This is a genomic window from Enterobacter cloacae complex sp. HYC074_NIDB (assembly GCF_056673345.1).
On record NZ_CP114214.1, the window covers coordinates 726,958 to 743,366 of the forward strand.

16 protein-coding genes are annotated in these 16,409 nt (G+C 55.7%); 10 read left to right on the forward strand and 6 right to left on the reverse strand.

The genetic code is table 11. The annotated features are described in order from the left end of the window. The first annotated feature begins 24 nt into the window (after positions 1-24). From serB to nadR, 3 genes are read left to right on the forward strand one after another with little or no spacing between them, the layout of a single operon-like run. Entirely contained in the window at positions 25-993 is a 969-nt protein-coding gene (gene serB / locus O1724_RS03565) for a phosphoserine phosphatase (protein ID WP_003856524.1), read from the forward strand. A gap of 11 nt (positions 994-1,004) precedes the next feature. Continuing rightward, positions 1,005-2,390, forward strand: a complete 1,386-nt coding sequence (gene radA / locus O1724_RS03570) for a DNA repair protein RadA (RefSeq protein WP_003856523.1) — start codon at positions 1,005-1,007, stop codon at positions 2,388-2,390. A gap of 35 nt (positions 2,391-2,425) precedes the next feature. Continuing rightward, positions 2,426-3,658 carry a multifunctional transcriptional regulator/nicotinamide-nucleotide adenylyltransferase/ribosylnicotinamide kinase NadR gene (nadR, locus tag O1724_RS03575; RefSeq protein WP_414539187.1) on the forward strand — a complete coding sequence of 411 codons (1,233 nt, stop codon included), beginning with the start codon at positions 2,426-2,428 and terminating at the stop codon, positions 3,656-3,658. 91 nt (positions 3,659-3,749) lie between these two features. Here the strand turns inward: nadR and O1724_RS03580 are convergent, their stop codons facing one another. After that, positions 3,750-4,841 carry an IS4 family transposase gene (locus O1724_RS03580; protein WP_411320431.1) on the reverse strand — a complete coding sequence of 364 codons (1,092 nt, stop codon included), beginning with the start codon at positions 4,839-4,841 and terminating at the stop codon, positions 3,750-3,752. A 202-nt stretch (positions 4,842-5,043) separates the two neighbouring features. Next, entirely contained in the window at positions 5,044-6,045 is a 1,002-nt protein-coding gene (locus tag O1724_RS03585; RefSeq protein WP_022650375.1) for a zinc-binding alcohol dehydrogenase family protein, read from the reverse strand. 108 nt (positions 6,046-6,153) lie between these two features. Here O1724_RS03585 and O1724_RS03590 point away from each other — a divergent pair, with 108 nt between their 5' ends. Continuing rightward, positions 6,154-7,053, forward strand: a complete 900-nt coding sequence (locus O1724_RS03590; protein ID WP_058652486.1) for a LysR family transcriptional regulator — start codon at positions 6,154-6,156, stop codon at positions 7,051-7,053. Between the two features lie 92 nt (positions 7,054-7,145). Here O1724_RS03590 and ettA read toward each other — a convergent pair whose 3' ends face one another. Continuing rightward, the gene (gene ettA / locus O1724_RS03595) at positions 7,146-8,813 is read right to left on the reverse strand and encodes an energy-dependent translational throttle protein EttA (RefSeq protein ID WP_003856515.1); all 1,668 of its coding nucleotides are present in this window, start codon (positions 8,811-8,813) and stop codon (positions 7,146-7,148) included. A gap of 226 nt (positions 8,814-9,039) precedes the next feature. On the opposite strand from ettA, the gene sltY reads away from it, so the two are divergent. Then, positions 9,040-10,977 (forward strand): murein transglycosylase, encoded by a 1,938-nt coding sequence (gene sltY, locus O1724_RS03600; protein ID WP_126297039.1) that lies wholly within the window; start codon positions 9,040-9,042, stop codon positions 10,975-10,977. Between the two features lie 55 nt (positions 10,978-11,032). Further along, positions 11,033-11,362: a trp operon repressor gene (trpR, locus tag O1724_RS03605; protein ID WP_003856511.1), complete on the forward strand. Its 330-nt coding sequence runs from the start codon at positions 11,033-11,035 to the stop codon at positions 11,360-11,362. A 27-nt stretch (positions 11,363-11,389) separates the two neighbouring features. On the opposite strand, the gene yjjX is transcribed toward trpR, so the two are convergent. After that, the gene (gene yjjX, locus O1724_RS03610; RefSeq protein WP_022646994.1) at positions 11,390-11,905 is read right to left on the reverse strand and encodes an inosine/xanthosine triphosphatase; all 516 of its coding nucleotides are present in this window, start codon (positions 11,903-11,905) and stop codon (positions 11,390-11,392) included. Positions 11,906-11,953: 48 nt separating this feature from the next. On the opposite strand from yjjX, the gene gpmB reads away from it, so the two are divergent. After that, positions 11,954-12,601, forward strand: coding sequence for a 2,3-diphosphoglycerate-dependent phosphoglycerate mutase GpmB (gene gpmB / locus O1724_RS03615; protein WP_006810187.1), 648 nt, complete (start codon positions 11,954-11,956; stop codon positions 12,599-12,601). Here the strand turns inward: gpmB and robA are convergent. After that, a complete protein-coding gene (robA, locus tag O1724_RS03620) occupies positions 12,598-13,467 on the reverse strand; it encodes an MDR efflux pump AcrAB transcriptional activator RobA (RefSeq protein ID WP_003856504.1) in 870 nt (289 codons plus the stop codon). The genes gpmB and robA overlap by 4 nt on opposite strands. A 215-nt stretch (positions 13,468-13,682) precedes the next feature. Between robA and creA the strand changes: the two genes are divergently transcribed. Next, a complete protein-coding gene (gene creA / locus O1724_RS03625; protein WP_003856503.1) occupies positions 13,683-14,153 on the forward strand; it encodes a protein CreA in 471 nt (156 codons plus the stop codon). A 48-nt stretch (positions 14,154-14,201) separates the two neighbouring features. Here creA and arcA read toward each other — a convergent pair whose 3' ends face one another. Next, positions 14,202-14,918, reverse strand: coding sequence for a two-component system response regulator ArcA (gene arcA / locus O1724_RS03630; RefSeq protein WP_003856501.1), 717 nt, complete (start codon positions 14,916-14,918; stop codon positions 14,202-14,204). A 95-nt stretch (positions 14,919-15,013) separates the two neighbouring features. On the opposite strand from arcA, the gene yjjY reads away from it, so the two are divergent. Next, positions 15,014-15,154 (forward strand): YjjY family protein, encoded by a 141-nt coding sequence (gene yjjY, locus O1724_RS03635; protein ID WP_001541509.1) that lies wholly within the window; start codon positions 15,014-15,016, stop codon positions 15,152-15,154. 399 nt (positions 15,155-15,553) lie between these two features. Continuing rightward, positions 15,554-16,240, forward strand: coding sequence for a tRNA/rRNA methyltransferase (locus O1724_RS03640; RefSeq protein WP_003856496.1), 687 nt, complete (start codon positions 15,554-15,556; stop codon positions 16,238-16,240). The last annotated feature ends 169 nt before the right edge of the window (positions 16,241-16,409 follow it).

Here is a 16,409-nt window from a genome sequence, read left to right on the forward strand (position 1 = left end):
GCGAACGAAATTACAGGAGCTTCAATGCCGAACATTACCTGGTGCGACCTGCCAACGGATGTCTCTTTATGGCCAGGATTGCCGCTCTCTTTAAGTGGCGATGAGGTGATGCCTCTCGATTACCACGCTGGCCGTAGCGGCTGGCTGCTGTACGGACGCGGCCTGGATAAGCAACGCCTCACCCAGTATCAAACCAAACTGGGCGCAGCGATGGTCATCGTTGCGGCCTGGTGTGTGGAAGATTATCAGGTCATTCGCTTGGCGGGTTCCCTGACGCAGCGCGCCACGCGTCTGGCGCACGACGCCGGGCTGGACGTTGCTCCCCTCGGCAAAATTCCGCACCTGAAAACGCCCGGCCTGCTGGTAATGGACATGGACTCCACCGCCATTCAGATCGAGTGTATTGACGAGATTGCTAAACTGGCGGGCAGCGGAGAGCTGGTGGCGGAAGTCACCGAGCGCGCGATGCGCGGCGAGCTGGATTTCACCGCCAGCCTGAGACAGCGCGTAGCGACCCTGAAGGGGGCCGATGCTAACATTTTGCGTCAGGTGCGCGATGAACTGCCCCTGATGCCTGGGCTTACGCAGCTGGTACTCAAGCTGGAGACGCTCGGCTGGAAAGTGGCGATTGCCTCCGGCGGGTTCACCTTCTTTGCCGACTACCTGCGTGACAAGCTGCGTCTGACCACCGTGGTGGCAAACGAGCTGGAGATCATGGACGGCAAACTCACCGGACAGGTCATCGGCGACATCGTGGATGCGCAGTACAAAGCCAATACGCTGACGCGTCTGGCAGAGAAATATGCCATCCCGGTCGAGCAGACCGTCGCCATCGGCGATGGCGCGAACGATCTGCCGATGATCAAAGTTGCCGGGCTGGGTATTGCCTACCATGCCAAACCGAAAGTGAATGAAAAGACGGAAGTCACTATCCGTCATGCTGATCTGATGGGGGTGTTCTGTATTCTCTCCGGCAGCATTAATCAAAAATAACGAGGTAAACCGTGGCGAAAGCTCCAAAACGCGCATTTGTCTGTAATGAATGTGGTGCGGATTATCCGCGCTGGCAGGGGCAATGCAGCGCCTGTCATGCCTGGAACACCATCACCGAAGTGCGTGGTGTGGCGGCTTCGCCGAGCGTGGCCCGCAATGAACGGCTGAGCGGCTATGCGGGCAATGCAGGCGTGTCGAAGGTACAAAAACTTTCGGATATCAGCCTTGAGGCGCTGCCGCGCTTCTCAACCGGATTCAAAGAATTTGACCGCGTGCTCGGCGGTGGCGTAGTGCCGGGCAGCGCCATTCTGATCGGCGGTAACCCGGGCGCGGGTAAATCGACCCTGCTGCTGCAAACGCTCTGCAAGCTCGCCGAACAGATGAAAACCCTGTACGTCACGGGGGAAGAATCACTCCAGCAGGTGGCGATGCGCGCGCACCGCCTCGGCCTGCCGACCGGCAATCTGAATATGCTGTCGGAAACCAGCATCGAGCAGATCTGCATGATCGCCGAAGAAGAGCAGCCGAAGCTGATGGTGATCGACTCCATTCAGGTGATGCATATGGCTGACATTCAGTCGTCACCGGGAAGCGTGGCGCAGGTGCGTGAAACCGCGGCCTACCTGACGCGCTTTGCCAAAACGCGCGGCGTGGCGATTGTGATGGTTGGTCATGTGACCAAAGACGGCTCGCTGGCGGGACCGAAAGTGCTTGAACACTGTATCGACTGCTCGGTGATGCTCGATGGCGATGCGGATTCCCGTTTTCGTACCCTGCGCAGCCATAAAAACCGCTTTGGCGCGGTGAATGAGCTGGGCGTGTTTGCCATGACCGAGCAGGGGCTTCGCGAAGTCAGCAACCCGTCGGCCATCTTCCTGAGCCGTGGCGACGAGATCACGTCCGGGAGTTCGGTGATGGTGCTGTGGGAAGGAACGCGTCCGCTGCTGGTTGAAATTCAGGCGCTGGTGGATCACTCGATGATGGGCAATCCGCGGCGCGTGGCGGTCGGTCTGGAACAGAACCGCCTGGCGATCCTGCTGGCGGTGCTGCACCGTCACGGCGGTCTGCAAATGGCGGATCAGGATGTGTTCGTCAACGTGGTTGGTGGGGTGAAGGTTACGGAAACCAGCGCGGACCTGGCGCTGCTGCTGGCAATGGTCTCCAGCCTGCGCGACAGACCGTTGCCGCAGGATCTGGTGGTATTTGGTGAGGTAGGGCTGGCCGGCGAGATCCGCCCGGTGCCGAGCGGTCAGGAGCGTATCTCCGAAGCGGCAAAACATGGCTTCCGCCGCGCGATTGTTCCGGCCGCCAACGTGCCGAAAAAAATTCCGGAAGGGATGCAGGTTTTCGGCGTTAAAAAACTCGCAGATGCGTTAAATGTCTTTGACGACTTATAATTACGTATTCGATTTTGCAGGAGGCACCGTAATTTATGTCATCATTTGACTACATCAAGACCGCTATACGCCAGAAGGGCTGCACGTTGCAGCAGGTGGCGGACGCCAGCGGCATGACCAAGGGCTACCTGAGCCAACTGCTGAACGCCAAAATCAAAAGCCCCAGCGCGCAGAAGCTGGAAGCGCTGCACCGTTTTCTGGGGCTTGAATTTCCGCGGATGCAAAAGAACATTGGCGTGGTGTTCGGTAAGTTCTACCCGCTGCATACCGGGCATATCTATCTGATCCAGCGCGCCTGTAGCCAGGTCGACGAGCTGCATATCATCATGGGTTATGATGAAACCCGCGATCGCCAGCTGTTTGAAGACAGCGCCATGTCGCAGCAGCCCACCGTGCCGGACCGCCTGCGCTGGCTGCTTCAGACCTTTAAATATCAGAAAAATATTCGTATTCATGCCTTTAACGAAGAGGGCATGGAGCCGTATCCGCACGGCTGGGACGTGTGGAGCAACGGCATCAAAGCGTTTATGGAAGAGAAGGGCATTGCGCCTAACTGGATCTACACCTCTGAAGGGTCCGACGCGCCGCAGTTCCGCGAGCATCTGGGTATCGAGACGGTGCTGATCGATCCTAAACGCACCTTCATGAACATCAGCGGGGCGCAGATTCGCGAGAACCCGTTCCGTTACTGGGACTACATCCCGACCGAGGTGAAGCCGTTCTTCGTGCGTACGGTGGCGATCCTCGGCGGCGAGTCGAGCGGGAAATCGACGCTGGTCAATAAGCTGGCGAACATCTTCAACACCACCAGCGCGTGGGAGTATGGCCGCGATTATGTCTTTTCACACCTTGGCGGCGACGAGATGGCGTTGCAGTATTCCGACTACGATAAAATCGCGCTCGGTCATGCCCAGTACATTGATTTCGCGGTGAAATACGCCAATAAAGTCGCCTTTATTGATACCGATTTCGTCACCACGCAGGCGTTCTGCAAAAAGTACGAGGGGCGCGAGCACCCGTTTGTGCAGGCGCTGATTGACGAATACCGCTTTGACCTGGTGATCCTGCTGGAAAACAACACCCCATGGGTGGCCGACGGCATGCGCAGCCTGGGCAGCTCCGTGGACAGGCGTGAGTTCCAGACCATGCTGGTAGAGATGCTTAACGAGAACAACGTTGAGTTTGTCCATGTGGAAGAGTCGGACTACGACACCCGTTTCCTGCGCTGCGTCGAGCTGGTGAAGGAGATGATGGGGGAGCAGGGGTAAAAGATTTACCCCTCACCCTAACCCTCTCCCAAAGGGAGAGGGGACTTTAATCACCCTCTCCCTTTAGGCTGAGGGATCCCCAGTAATATGGTCATGCCACCATGACCATATTACTGTACTCTTTTCCCAGCTTTTTCATCTCGTTACCTATATTCAGTCGCCTTACTTTATCAGGCTCATGCCGGATCACTTCTTCTGCCAGACTCAGGTAGGACAGAACCCGTTTATGCCTGACGCTGCTTGCCTGATAGTGCCTGTGTAAGCACTGTCTTTCGGCCCTGTAGCCTGCCAGCCACATCACCAGACTTGCCATCGCCGCCACCATATTCAGTACTTCCAGTCGTCCTTTTCCCTGGCTCCGGCTCAGCCTCAGACCGAACCCGAAGCGCGGACTCTTGTCGTCCCGGAAGTTTTGTTCTATCTGCATTCTGCGGCTGTACAGCGCCATTATCTGGTGTGGCTCCAGACTTTCTGCATTACTGAACAGCAGCCACGGCTCCCGTGCGCTGCTGCGGTGTTCCCGCTGTGTTTTTGGCATTCCGCCCTTTCCATGACGCCCTGCTTCCGGGCGCCTGTGCAGATAAAACCGTCCGTAACAGGGCGTACGTGGTTTACGGGACAGGACACCGTGCCCCACGCAGACCGGTTGCCCGGAGGCCTCAAGCTCGCTGATTTTCATCCACTTTTTTTCTCCGTCCAGCCGGAAGCTGATGCAGCCCCTGACCCTGCCGGTAAAGCTCCAGCCCAGCTGGCTGACATGCCGGAACCAGTCTGTTCTGAAGCCGGCATCCGTAATGACGGTGACGGCTTTATCTTTCGGGATGGCATCATGGAGGCGGTCAAGGAAGCGACACTGTACATCGCTGTTCTGCGCCAGCTCTGCGGGAACCACCTCACTCATAAGAGGAAGTGAACGACCATTACAGAGCAGGCTTGCCCGCAGAAGATGCCAGTTCCTGTCATGCCAGCCTGTCCAGTCGACAGCGATAACACAGAAGGGCATCACGGAGGTGATGGCATGTGTGAGGTGGTGCTGAATACGGGGAATATCACGCTGGAGAGCGGTATTGCCCAGGGCACGGTCAACCCGTTTAATTTTATTTTTGACGTGCGCCCTGCCGGGCAGGGTTCGTCCCAGGCTGGTCAGGGTCAGTCTGGCGCCGTGGGTGAGGGCAACAGCCATGGAAACAAGGACATTAACCCGAAAGCTGTGAATGTCCGGTAAAGACGCGGAGAAAAATTTCTGGCAGACTGTCTGTAAAGGCACGATGAGGTCTCTTCTGATTTGTTAGCGCAACCAGTAGATCACACTTCATCGTGCTTTTCATTTTTCTGGGGAACCCTCAGCCCTTTAGGAGAGGGCCAGGGTAAGGGAATCAGTCCAATCAATACTCAACCACCACCTTCCCACGCATATGCCCCTCCAGCACCTTGCGGTGCGCTTCGGTAATGCTTTCCACGCTTAGCCCGTGCAGCGTTTCGCTGAGCGAACTTTCCACTACGCCGTTATCCACCAGCTTCGCGACTTCGTCCAGGATCTCTCCCTGACGCGCCATATCCGCCGTCTGATACATGCTGCGGGTGTACATAAATTCCCAGTGCAGCGCGGCGGATTTGGACTTCAGCTTGTCCTGGTTCAGCGGATGTTCATTCTCAACGATGGAACAGATATGCCCCTGCGGTGCAATCAGGTCGCTGACCGCATCCCAGTGCCCGTCGGTGTCGTTGAGGATGAAAATGTAATCCACAAAGGTCAGCCCGTGCTTCGCCAGTTCGCCTTTCAGATCGCGGTAGTTCACCACCACATCTGCACCGCGATCGCGGCACCACCGGGCGGAATCTTCACGGGACGCCGTTGCGATCACCTTTACCTTGCTGTTGTGCTTCGCAAACGGGATCGCCAGCGATCCCACCCCGCCCGCGCCGCCAATAATCAGCAGCGTTTTATCTGCGTCGGCATCCTGAATCTTCAGCCGTTCAAACAGGCCTTCCCACGCGGTGAGCGCCGTCAGCGGCAGTGCAGCCGCGGCGGCCCAGTCAAGGCTTGCAGGCTTGTGCCCGACAATGCGCGCATCGATCAGCTGATGTGTGGTATTGCTGCCCGGTCGGGTGATATCCCCCGCGTACCACACTTCGTCACCCGGTTTGAATCCGGTGACGCCAGCCCCAACGGCTTTTACGATCCCGCTGGCATCCCACCCGAGAATGCGCGGCTCCTTCAGCCCGCTTTTAGCAATGCCTGCATGTACCTTGGTGTCCACCGGGTTTACGGAGACGGCTTTCACCTCCACCAGCAGATCGTGTTCGCCGGGCTGCGGCATCGGCGGGGTGATTTCAACGAAGGTGGAGGGATTTTCTGGGTTAACGGCAATGGCTTTCACTGACATGGTGTGCTCCTCAATGGCATTCGTTTTGTTGAGGCTAGTCTATTAAGTGGTCATCCGCATGATAAGATGGACAATCCAGAACTCAGCGTTCGTACAGAGTGAACAATCATGTTTAAACAGCTTCAGGATATGGCACTGTTTGCGCTGGTGGCCGAGATGGGCAGCTTTACCGCGGCGGCGCAGAAGGCGGAACTGCCAAAATCCAGCGTCAGCCAGCGTATTAGCCAGCTGGAGCAGCAGGTGGGGATCCGTCTGTTGAATCGCACGACGCGCAGAATAAGCCTGACGTTTGCGGGCGAGCACTATCTGGTGCACTGTCGCGAGATGCTGGCGGCCAGCGAGCGCGCGGAGTATGCCATTCAGCGGCTGCGAGAAAACCCCAGCGGGCGGCTGCGGATCACCTGTCCGGCAGGAATTGGCGCGACGCTGCTGGCGCATATGAATGCCGAGTTCCAGCTTCGCTATCCGGACGTGTCACTGGATGTGTCGATCTCAGACGACGTGGTGGATCTGGTCGAGTCTGGCTTTGACGTGGCGCTGCGCACCGGCAAACCGCAGGATTCTTCCCTGATTGGCCGCATGATTGGGCACTGTCCGCGCTACATGCTGGCCTCGCCCGACTACCTGGCACGCCGGGAGCCGTTAATTCATCCCCGACAGCTGGTGGAGCATCGCTGCATTACGCACCGGGCATGGTCGGAGTGGCTTCTGCGAAGCGAGAATGAGGATTACCGCTACCTGCCGGATAACGCTCATATGACGGATAATCTGGTGTACGCCAGGGAATGCGCCATTGCCGGGGCGGGGATCACGCTGTTACCCGCATTCCTGCTGGAAGATAAGATCGAAAAGGGCGCGCTGGTGAAGGTGCTGTCGGCGTGGGGCGTTGAGGGAAACGATCTCTGGCTGGCCTACCCGAGCCGTAAGCTCAATTCGCCTGCGCTGATGAGCTATATCGACTTTGCGATGCAGTTTGATGAGGTGAAGCGGTATTACGTGGGCGGGTGATTTTGTGCGGCCTGATGCCCTCACCCTGGCCCTCTCCCACGGGGAGAGGGAACAAACATAAAAAACGGCAACCGAAGTTGCCGTTTTGGTTTTTATTTCGCAATACGCTTGTACTTAATACGCTTCGGCTCCAGCGCGTCTGCGCCCAGCGTGCGTTTCTTGTACTCTTCGTATTCGGTGAAGTTACCTTCGAAGAACTCCACCTTACCTTCGTCCTGGTAGTCCAGGATGTGGGTCGCGATACGGTCCAGGAACCAGCGGTCGTGCGAGATAACCATCGCGCAGCCCGGGAACTCCAGCAGGGCGTTTTCCAGCGCGCGCAGGGTTTCGATGTCCAGGTCGTTGGTGGGTTCATCGAGCAGCAGAACGTTGCCGCCAACCTGGAGCAGTTTCGCCAGGTGCAGACGACCGCGTTCGCCGCCGGACAGTTCGCCCACGCGTTTGCCCTGGTCGGTGCCCTTGAAGTTAAAGCGGCCAACATAGGCGCGGCTTGGCATCTCGGTGTTGCCGATACGCATGATATCCAGACCGCCGGAGACTTCTTCCCACACGGTTTTGCTGTTGTCCATCGCGTCGCGGAACTGGTCAACGGAGGCCAGCTTCACGGTCTCACCCAGGGTGATAGAGCCGCTGTCAGGCTGTTCCTGACCAGACATCATGCGGAACAGGGTGGATTTACCCGCGCCGTTCGGACCGATGATGCCGACGATAGCGCCTTTCGGAACGGAGAAGGTCAGATCGTCGATCAGCACGCGGTCGCCGTAGGACTTACGCAGGTTAGTCACTTCAACCACTTTATCCCCCAGACGAGCTCCAGGTGGAATAAACAGTTCGTTGGTTTCGTTACGTTTCTGGTATTCGGTGTTGTTCAGCTCTTCGAAGCGTGCCAGACGGGCTTTGCCCTTAGACTGACGGCCTTTCGCGCCCTGACGCACCCACTCCAGCTCTTTCTCAATAGACTTACGGCGGGCGGCTTCCTGAGACGCTTCCTGCGCCAGACGCTGGTCTTTCTGCTCCAGCCAGGAGGAGTAGTTGCCTTCCCACGGAATACCTTCGCCGCGGTCCAGCTCCAGGATCCAGCCCGCAACGTTGTCGAGGAAGTAACGGTCGTGGGTAATCGCTACCACGGTGCCTTCGAAGTCATGCAGGAAGCGCTCCAGCCACGCCACGGATTCGGCATCCAGGTGGTTGGTCGGTTCGTCGAGCAGCAGCATGTCTGGTTTTTCCAGCAGCAGGCGGCACAGCGCCACACGGCGGCGTTCACCACCGGACAGGTTTGCGATTTTCGCATCCCAGTCTGGCAGACGCAGGGCATCAGCCGCGCGCTCCAGCTGCACGTTCAGGTTGTGACCATCGTGCGCCTGGATAATTTCCTCATATTTGCCCTGCTGAGCGGCCAGTTTGTCGAAGTCCGCATCCGGCTCGGCGTATTTGGCATACACTTCATCCAGACCTTTCAGGGCGTTAACCACCTCGGATACCGCTTCTTCAACGGATTCACGCACGGTGTGCTCCGGGTTCAGCTGAGGTTCCTGCGGCAGGTAGCCGATCTTAATGCCAGGCTGCGGACGGGCTTCACCTTCGATGTCTGTATCGATGCCGGCCATGATGCGCAGCAGGGTGGACTTACCGGCACCGTTGAGACCCAGAACACCGATTTTTGCGCCCGGGAAGAAGCTCAGCGAGATATTTTTAAGAATATGACGTTTCGGCGGGACAACTTTGCCGACACGATGCATGGTATAAACGAATTGAGCCACGTTGGACTTCGCCTCTTTTATCGTGATGAGAATGAATTTCAGCCTCGAAGTGTAGCCTTTTTCACGCCCTAATCCCAGCCAGGAACGTCGGGAGTGTTAAAACGCGCAAGAAAGGTAAAAAAGTGTCCATGACGTGGCGCGTTGTGGGATGCCTGGTTAGCATAAGTTGATGTAACTTTGACGTGGCAAGACGCTGCAACTGACGAAAAACAATGAGGAAGAGCTTGTGGAAAAAGCCAAACGGGTGGTCTGGCGTCTGCTGGCTGCCAGCGTATGCGTAATGGCGGTAAGCCAGGCGGTGCATGCCGATTCACTGGACGAACAACGTAGCCGCTATGCCCAGATTAAGCAGGCATGGGACAACAGGCAGATGGATACCGTGCAGGCGCTGATGCCGACGCTCAAGGATTATCCGCTGTATCCGTATCTGGAGTATCGCCAGATCACGGACGATCTGATGAACCAGCCGACCGTCACCGTGAATAATTTCATTCAGGCGAACCCGACCCTGCCGCCTGCGCGCACCCTGAAGTCCCGGTTTGTGAACGAGCTAGCCCGTCGCGAAGACTGGCGCGGCCTGCTGGCTTTCAGCCCGGATAAACCGGGCGCGACGGAAGCGCAGTGTAATTACTATTATGCGAAATGGGCGACCGGTCAGCAGGAGGAAGCCTGGGTCGGTGCGAAAGAGCTGTGGTTGACGGGCAAAAGCCAGCCAAACGCCTGTGACCCGCTGTTCAGCGCCTGGCGCGCCTCGGGCAAGCAGGATCCGCTCTCTTACCTGGAACGTATTCGCCTGGCGATGAAGGCCGGAAACACCCGGCTGGTCACCGTACTGGCGGGCCAGATGCCCGCAGATTATCAGACCATTGCGTCTGCCGTTATCAGTCTTGCAAACGATCCCAATACCGTGCTGACGTTTGCGCGTACCACCGGCGCGACCGATTTTACCCGCCAGATGGCGGCGGTGGCCTTTGCCAGCGTGGCGCGTGATGATGTGGAAAACGCCAGGCTGATGATCCCGCAGCTGGTGCATGCCCAGCAGCTTAATGACGATCAAACTCAGGAGCTGCGCGATATCGTGGCATGGCGACTGATGGGAACAGATGTCACCGACGAACAGGCGCGCTGGCGTGATGATGCGGTGATGCGTTCAAACTCTGTCTCGCTGGTGGAGCGTCGCGTGCGCATGGCGCTGGGAACGGGCGATCGTCGTGGCCTCAATACCTGGCTGGCGCGTCTGCCGATGGATGCCAAAGAGAAAGATGAATGGCGTTACTGGCAGGCAGACCTGCTGCTGGAACGTGGTCGTGACGATGAAGCCAAAGAGATCCTCCACTCCCTGATGCAGCAGCGCGGATTCTACCCGATGGCGGCGGCGCAGCGTCTGGGCGAGGAGTACACCCTGAAGATCGACAAAGCGCCAGCCAACGCGAACCCGGCGCTGACGCAGGGGCCGGAAATGGCGCGCGTGCGCGAGCTGATGTACTGGAATCTGGATAATACCGCGCGCAGCGAATGGGCGAATCTGGTCACCAGCCGTACCACTGATGAGAAAGCGCAGCTTGCCCGCTATGCGTTTGATAATCGCTGGTGGGATCTGAGCGTGCAGGCGACGATCGCCGGCAAACTGTGGGATCATCTCGAAGAGCGTTTCCCGCTGGCTTATAAGGATCTGTTCGATCGCTACACCAGCGGCAAAGAGATTCCGCAAAGCTACGCGATGGCCATTGCCCGTCAGGAGAGCGCCTGGAACCCGAAAGTGCGTTCACCAGTGGGTGCCAGCGGCCTGATGCAGATTATGCCGGGCACCGCGACGCACACGGTGAAGATGTTTAATATTCCAGGCTACAGCAGCCCGTCCCAGCTGCTGGATCCGGAGACCAACATCAACATCGGTACCAGCTACTTGCAGTACGTCTATCAGCAGTTCGGTAATAACCGTATCTTCGCGTCAGCGGCGTACAACGCCGGGCCAGGCCGCGTGCGGACATGGCTTGGTAACAGCGCAGGGCGTATCGACGCCGTGGCGTTTGTCGAGAGCATTCCGTTCTCGGAAACGCGTGGCTATGTGAAGAACGTGCTGGCCTATGACGCCTACTATCGCTACTTCATGGGGCAGAAAGATACCCTGATGAGCGATGCCGAGTGGCAGAGACGTTACTGATCGGCGTGGGTTGTGTTATGCTGTACTCGCTAATGAGTACAAGAGGCAGCATAACATGACCCAGCATTCCCCGTATTCCTCGGCCATGGCCGAACAGCGTCATCAGGAGTGGCTTCGTTTTGTGGAGTTGCTCCGCCAGTCTTACGACAAAGATCTGCATTTACCGTTGCTACAGCTGATGCTGACGCCCGATGAACGCGAAGCGCTGGGCACGCGGGTACGCATTATTGAGGAACTGCTGCGCGGCGAAATGAGCCAGCGCGAGCTGAAAAACGAGCTGGGCGCGGGCATAGCGACCATTACCCGTGGTTCAAACAGCCTGAAGTCGGCGCCGGTTGAACTGCGTCAGTGGCTGGAAGCGGTATTGCTGAAAAACGCCGGATGACGGCTTCGCCTTATCCGGCCTACAGACTTAACGATAAATCGCGTTATGGAACGGACTTAACGCCAGAATAACGGCCTGGTGGTAAACGCTCGAACGGGTGAGCTTGCCCGCGGTAAAGACGCCAATCGCCCCCTCTTTACGACCAATCTCATCAATGCCGGTATAGTGCGACATTACCGGCCCCAGCGCCTCACCCGCGCGGACTTTCTCCAGTATGACCTCCGGCAGCGGCAGCGTGGCAGAACGCGCTTCGCCGCGCTGCTCGCGGCTTTCGATGACAACCCAGCTGAAGGTCGCTCCTTCGTCGATACCAGCTTCAATCGCGACCCAGAAGTCAGCGTCTGGCGCGGCGGCTTTTGCATTCGCCACGCGATTTCGTGCGCCAGCGCGTGTTTCCTCGCTGCCAAACGGCTGTTCCGGCACACCGCTCTCGACGCCGACGGCGTCAATATGGCAGGATCCTTCGCCAAAGATCTCTTCAAATGCCCTTAGAATTGCCTGAATTTTGGCAGGATTGGTGGTAGCAGAGACAACATGGTGCATAATTAAGCTCGATTTAAAAAATTCATCGCAGTATAACGGAAAAAAAGCATGTTACAGGTATACCTTGTTCGCCACGGTGAAACGCAGTGGAACGCCGAGCGACGTATTCAAGGCCAGTCAGACAGTCCTCTCACCGACAAAGGTGTGCAGCAAGCGTGGCAGGTGGCGGAGCGCGCCAGAACGCTGGGCATCACTCACGTCATCTCCAGTGATTTAGGCCGCACACAGCAGACGGCACGCATCATCGCCGATGCCTGTGGCTGCGACGTGACCCTCGAACCGCGTCTGCGCGAGCTGGATATGGGCGTGCTGGAAAAACGTCCTATCGATACGCTGACGGAAACCGAAGAAGGCTGGCGCCGCACGCTGGTAAACGGTACCGAAGATGGCCGTATTCCTGAGGGCGAATCCATGCAGGAGCTGAGCGTGCGCATGCATGCCGCGCTGGCCGAGTGCCTGAAACTCCCGGCAGGTAGCCGACCGCTGCTGGTGAGCCACGGTATCGCGCTGGGTTGTCTGGTGAGCACCATTCTGGGACTGCCCGCTTACGCCGAACGCCGTTTGCGTCTGCGCAACTGTTCCATTTCCCGTATCGACTATCAGGAAAGTGCCTGGCTGGCATCGGGGTGGGTGGTTGAGATGGCAGGGGACATTTCGCATCTTGATGCCCCTGCACTGGACGAATTGCAGCGTTAACGACGTACCGGAATCAGGAATTCCATACGCAGATTGATAGGGCCTTCTTCCGGTTTAGCATCTTGCGCCGGATAGTAGCGCTCAATGTCCTGACCTTTACGGCGATTCAGATTCAGCATCGGCATGCAGGTCCCGTAAACGGTCAGGATGAACTCCTGAACGCCCGTTCCTAAACCTTCGTATGAGAACATCACATACTCGCCGCCTTCCAGCACGACAGGCTTCGAGCCATGAATGTAACCGTTCGCCATATCAGGCGTCAGCGCCGTGGTATAGAACACCTCCTGCTCGTCATCTTTTTCCTGGCTTGGATGCGTTTCGTTCAAACCATACAGAATCGGCGGGATCGCCGGAGCATGGCTTAAAAATTCGCGCCAGAACTGAACGCGCATCTGATGGCGGAACTCGGAGATCTGCTCAAGGGAACAGGAGTAGCTCTGCGTGGTGCCGACCAGGTGCGTTTCTGGCAGGGTGATGATTTCATATTTTGGCATCGCAAACTCGCCCAGACGCAGCGGCGGACGCATACCAAAGGAGCTCCAGTCCGGCGAGCGGCGATAAAGCGCTGGCGTTAACGAGAACTGCTTTTTAAAGGCGCGGGTGAAAGTTTGCTGTGAATCGAAACGATATTGCAGGGCAATATCAAGGATTGGTCGCGCGGTCAGGCGCAACGCAACAGCAGACTTTGATAAACGACGTGCGCGAATATAGGCACCGATAGCATGACCGGTGACATCCTTGAACATCCTTTGCAGATGCCACTTGGAATAGCCTGCTTTTGCCGCCACATTATCCAGTGACAATGGCTGGTCGAGATGACCTTCCAGCCAGGTGAGCAGGTCGCGAATAATTCCAGCCTGATCCATATACTATCCTCATCCTTAAAACTGCCGCAGGTGCCTGTTTACAGGTTAGCGGATAATAGCATTTTTTGACGTTTTAGCATTCAGTGTTTTTTTTGCGCATAAATGCTTTTTATGGTGATTTATGTGCGGATATATTCTAATCCTGTGATCTTGCTACATTTTTATCTAACCTGTTGAATAATCGCTCAGCGTAATTTTTTATGAATGGTAACAATATGAAATACAAGGTTTTAGTCTTTGCAGCACTGGCGCTGATGGCAGGGCGCGTGGCGCAGGCGGAGCAAATTGGCTCCGTGGATACCGTGTTTAAAATGTTTGGGCCGGACCACAAAATTGTGGTGGAGGCGTTTGACGATCCGGACGTTAAAAACGTCACCTGCTATGTCAGCCGGGCGAAGACCGGCGGGATTAAAGGCGGCCTGGGGCTGGCTGAAGACACGTCTGACGCGGCCATCTCCTGCCAGCAGGTTGGACCGGTGGAATTGAGTGACAAAATTAAAAACGGCAAAGCGCAGGGCGACGTTGTATTCCAGAAACGGACCTCGCTGGTGTTCAAAAAGCTACAGGTGGTCCGTTTTTATGATGCGAAGCGTAACACCCTGGCTTATCTGGCCTACTCGGACAAAGTCGTGGAAGGCTCACCGAAAAACGCGATTAGCGCGGTGCCGATTATGCCGTGGCATTAATAAAAAAAACGGCGCAAATGCGCCGTTCTTTACTGCGTGATGTGAGGATTACTCCTGGAGGTCACCGCAGAAACGATAGCCTTCACCATGGATCGTGGCGATGATTTCCGGCGTATCAGGCGTAGATTCGAAATGTTTACGAATACGACGGATGGTTACGTCAACGGTACGATCGTGTGGCTTCAACTCACGACCGGTCATTTTCTTCAGCAGTTCTGCACGAGACTGAATCTTGCCCGGGTTCTCGCAGAAGTGCAGCATCGCGCGGAATTCACTGCGCGGCAGTTTGTACTGCTCACCGTTCGGGCTAATCAGCGAACGGCTGTTGATATCAAGTTCCCAGCCGTTGAATTTGTAGCTGTCGACGCTACGACGCTCTTCACTGACCGTACCCAGATTCATGGTGCGGGACAGCAGGTTGCGTGCACGAATGGTTAACTCGCGAGGGTTGAACGGCTTGGTGATGTAGTCATCCGCGCCGATTTCCAGACCAAGAATTTTATCAACCTCGTTGTCACGGCCTGTCAGGAACATCAACGCGACGTTCGCCTGTTCACGCAGTTCGCGCGCCAGAAGAAGCCCGTTTTTGCCCGGCAGGTTGATATCCATAATCACCAGGTTGATATCATTTTCAGAAAGGATCTGATGCATCTCTGCGCCATCGGTCGCTTCAAAGACATCGTAGCCTTCTGCTTCGAAAATGCTCTTTAACGTGTTGCGTGTTACCAACTCGTCTTCAACGATAAGAATGTGCGGGGTCTGCATGTTTGCTACCTAAATTGCCAACTAAATCGAAACAGGAAGTACAAAAGTCCCTGACCTGCCTGATGCATGTCGCAAATTAACATGATCGGCTTAACGTGACTAAAGTACGTAATTGCGTTCTTGATGCACTTTCCATCAACGTCAACAACATCATTAGCTTGGTCGTGGGTACTTTCCCTTTGGACCCGACAGTGTCAAAAACGGCTGTCATCCTAACCATTTTAACAGCAACATAACAGGCTAAGTGACACCGGACACCCAATAAAACTACGCTTCGTTGACATATATCAAGTTCAATTGTAGCACGTTAACAGTTTGATGAAATCATCGTAGCTGAATGCTAGCCTTTGTCACAATTTTTCAATAAACCAACTAGTTGCGGACATTGATTGATAAACGGTACGAATCCAATCAGAAAAGAGTATTCATATGGTCATTATCATTACAAAACATAAGGGTAATGGTCTTCTGTTAACATTCTAACTGATTGTTCAGCCACAAAATAGTTTAGCTTTTTTTAATTGTTATGAAACGCTATTTCGGTGATTTGTGTTGCAAAAATGTAAATTCGTGCTGCGTAATATGTTGAACTGAATCACATTTTTACCTGCTAACTGATTAAAAAGAGAGCGTAAATGCATCTGTCGATTGTGCTGGTGGCACCAGCAAGAGCTGAAAATATTGGCGCTGCGGCGCGTGCCATGAAGACTATGGGTTTTACCGATTTGCGTATTGTGGACAGCACGGCGCATCTGGAGCCTGCTGCGCGCTGGGTGGCGCACGGTTCGGGTGATATTCTCGATAATATAACCACTTACGCTACGCTCGCCGACGCACTCCACGATATTTCATTTACCGTCGCGACGACCGCGCGCAGCCGGGCGAAGTTTCACTATTACGCCACGCCTGCTGAACTGGTGCCGATGCTGGAAGAGAAAAGCCAGTGGCTGGAGAAAGCCGCGCTGGTGTTTGGGCGAGAAGATTCCGGGCTGACTAACGAAGAGCTGGCGCTGGCTGACGTGCTGACGGGCGCGCCGATGGTGGCGGATTACCCGTCACTCAATCTGGGGCAGGCGGTGATGGTCTATTGCTATCAATTAGCATCCTTAATACAAATTTCTCAGCCACCGGTGACAGTTTCGGATGAAAACCAGCTGGCGGCACTGCGTGTTCGTGCAGATAAGCTTCTTGCGCAGTTGGGCGTCGCTGACGATCAAAAAATGGTGGACTGGTTACAGCAGCGCCTGGGGCGTCTTGAACAGCGTGACACGGCAATGCTGCACCGATTGCTTCATGATATTGAAAAAAAATTAGCGGAGTAAAATAGTGCCATAGGTTTTTATTATGGCCGATCCTGCTGATGTCTGGGGTTGCAACTGGGGTATTCCGATGAAAATAAATCTGCCCGCAGCGGGACGTGAGAATGTCCCGAATTGTGATCGAATTAAAAATTCATTGACTTAAGGGGCTCGATCCTTTAACCCTAAAAGA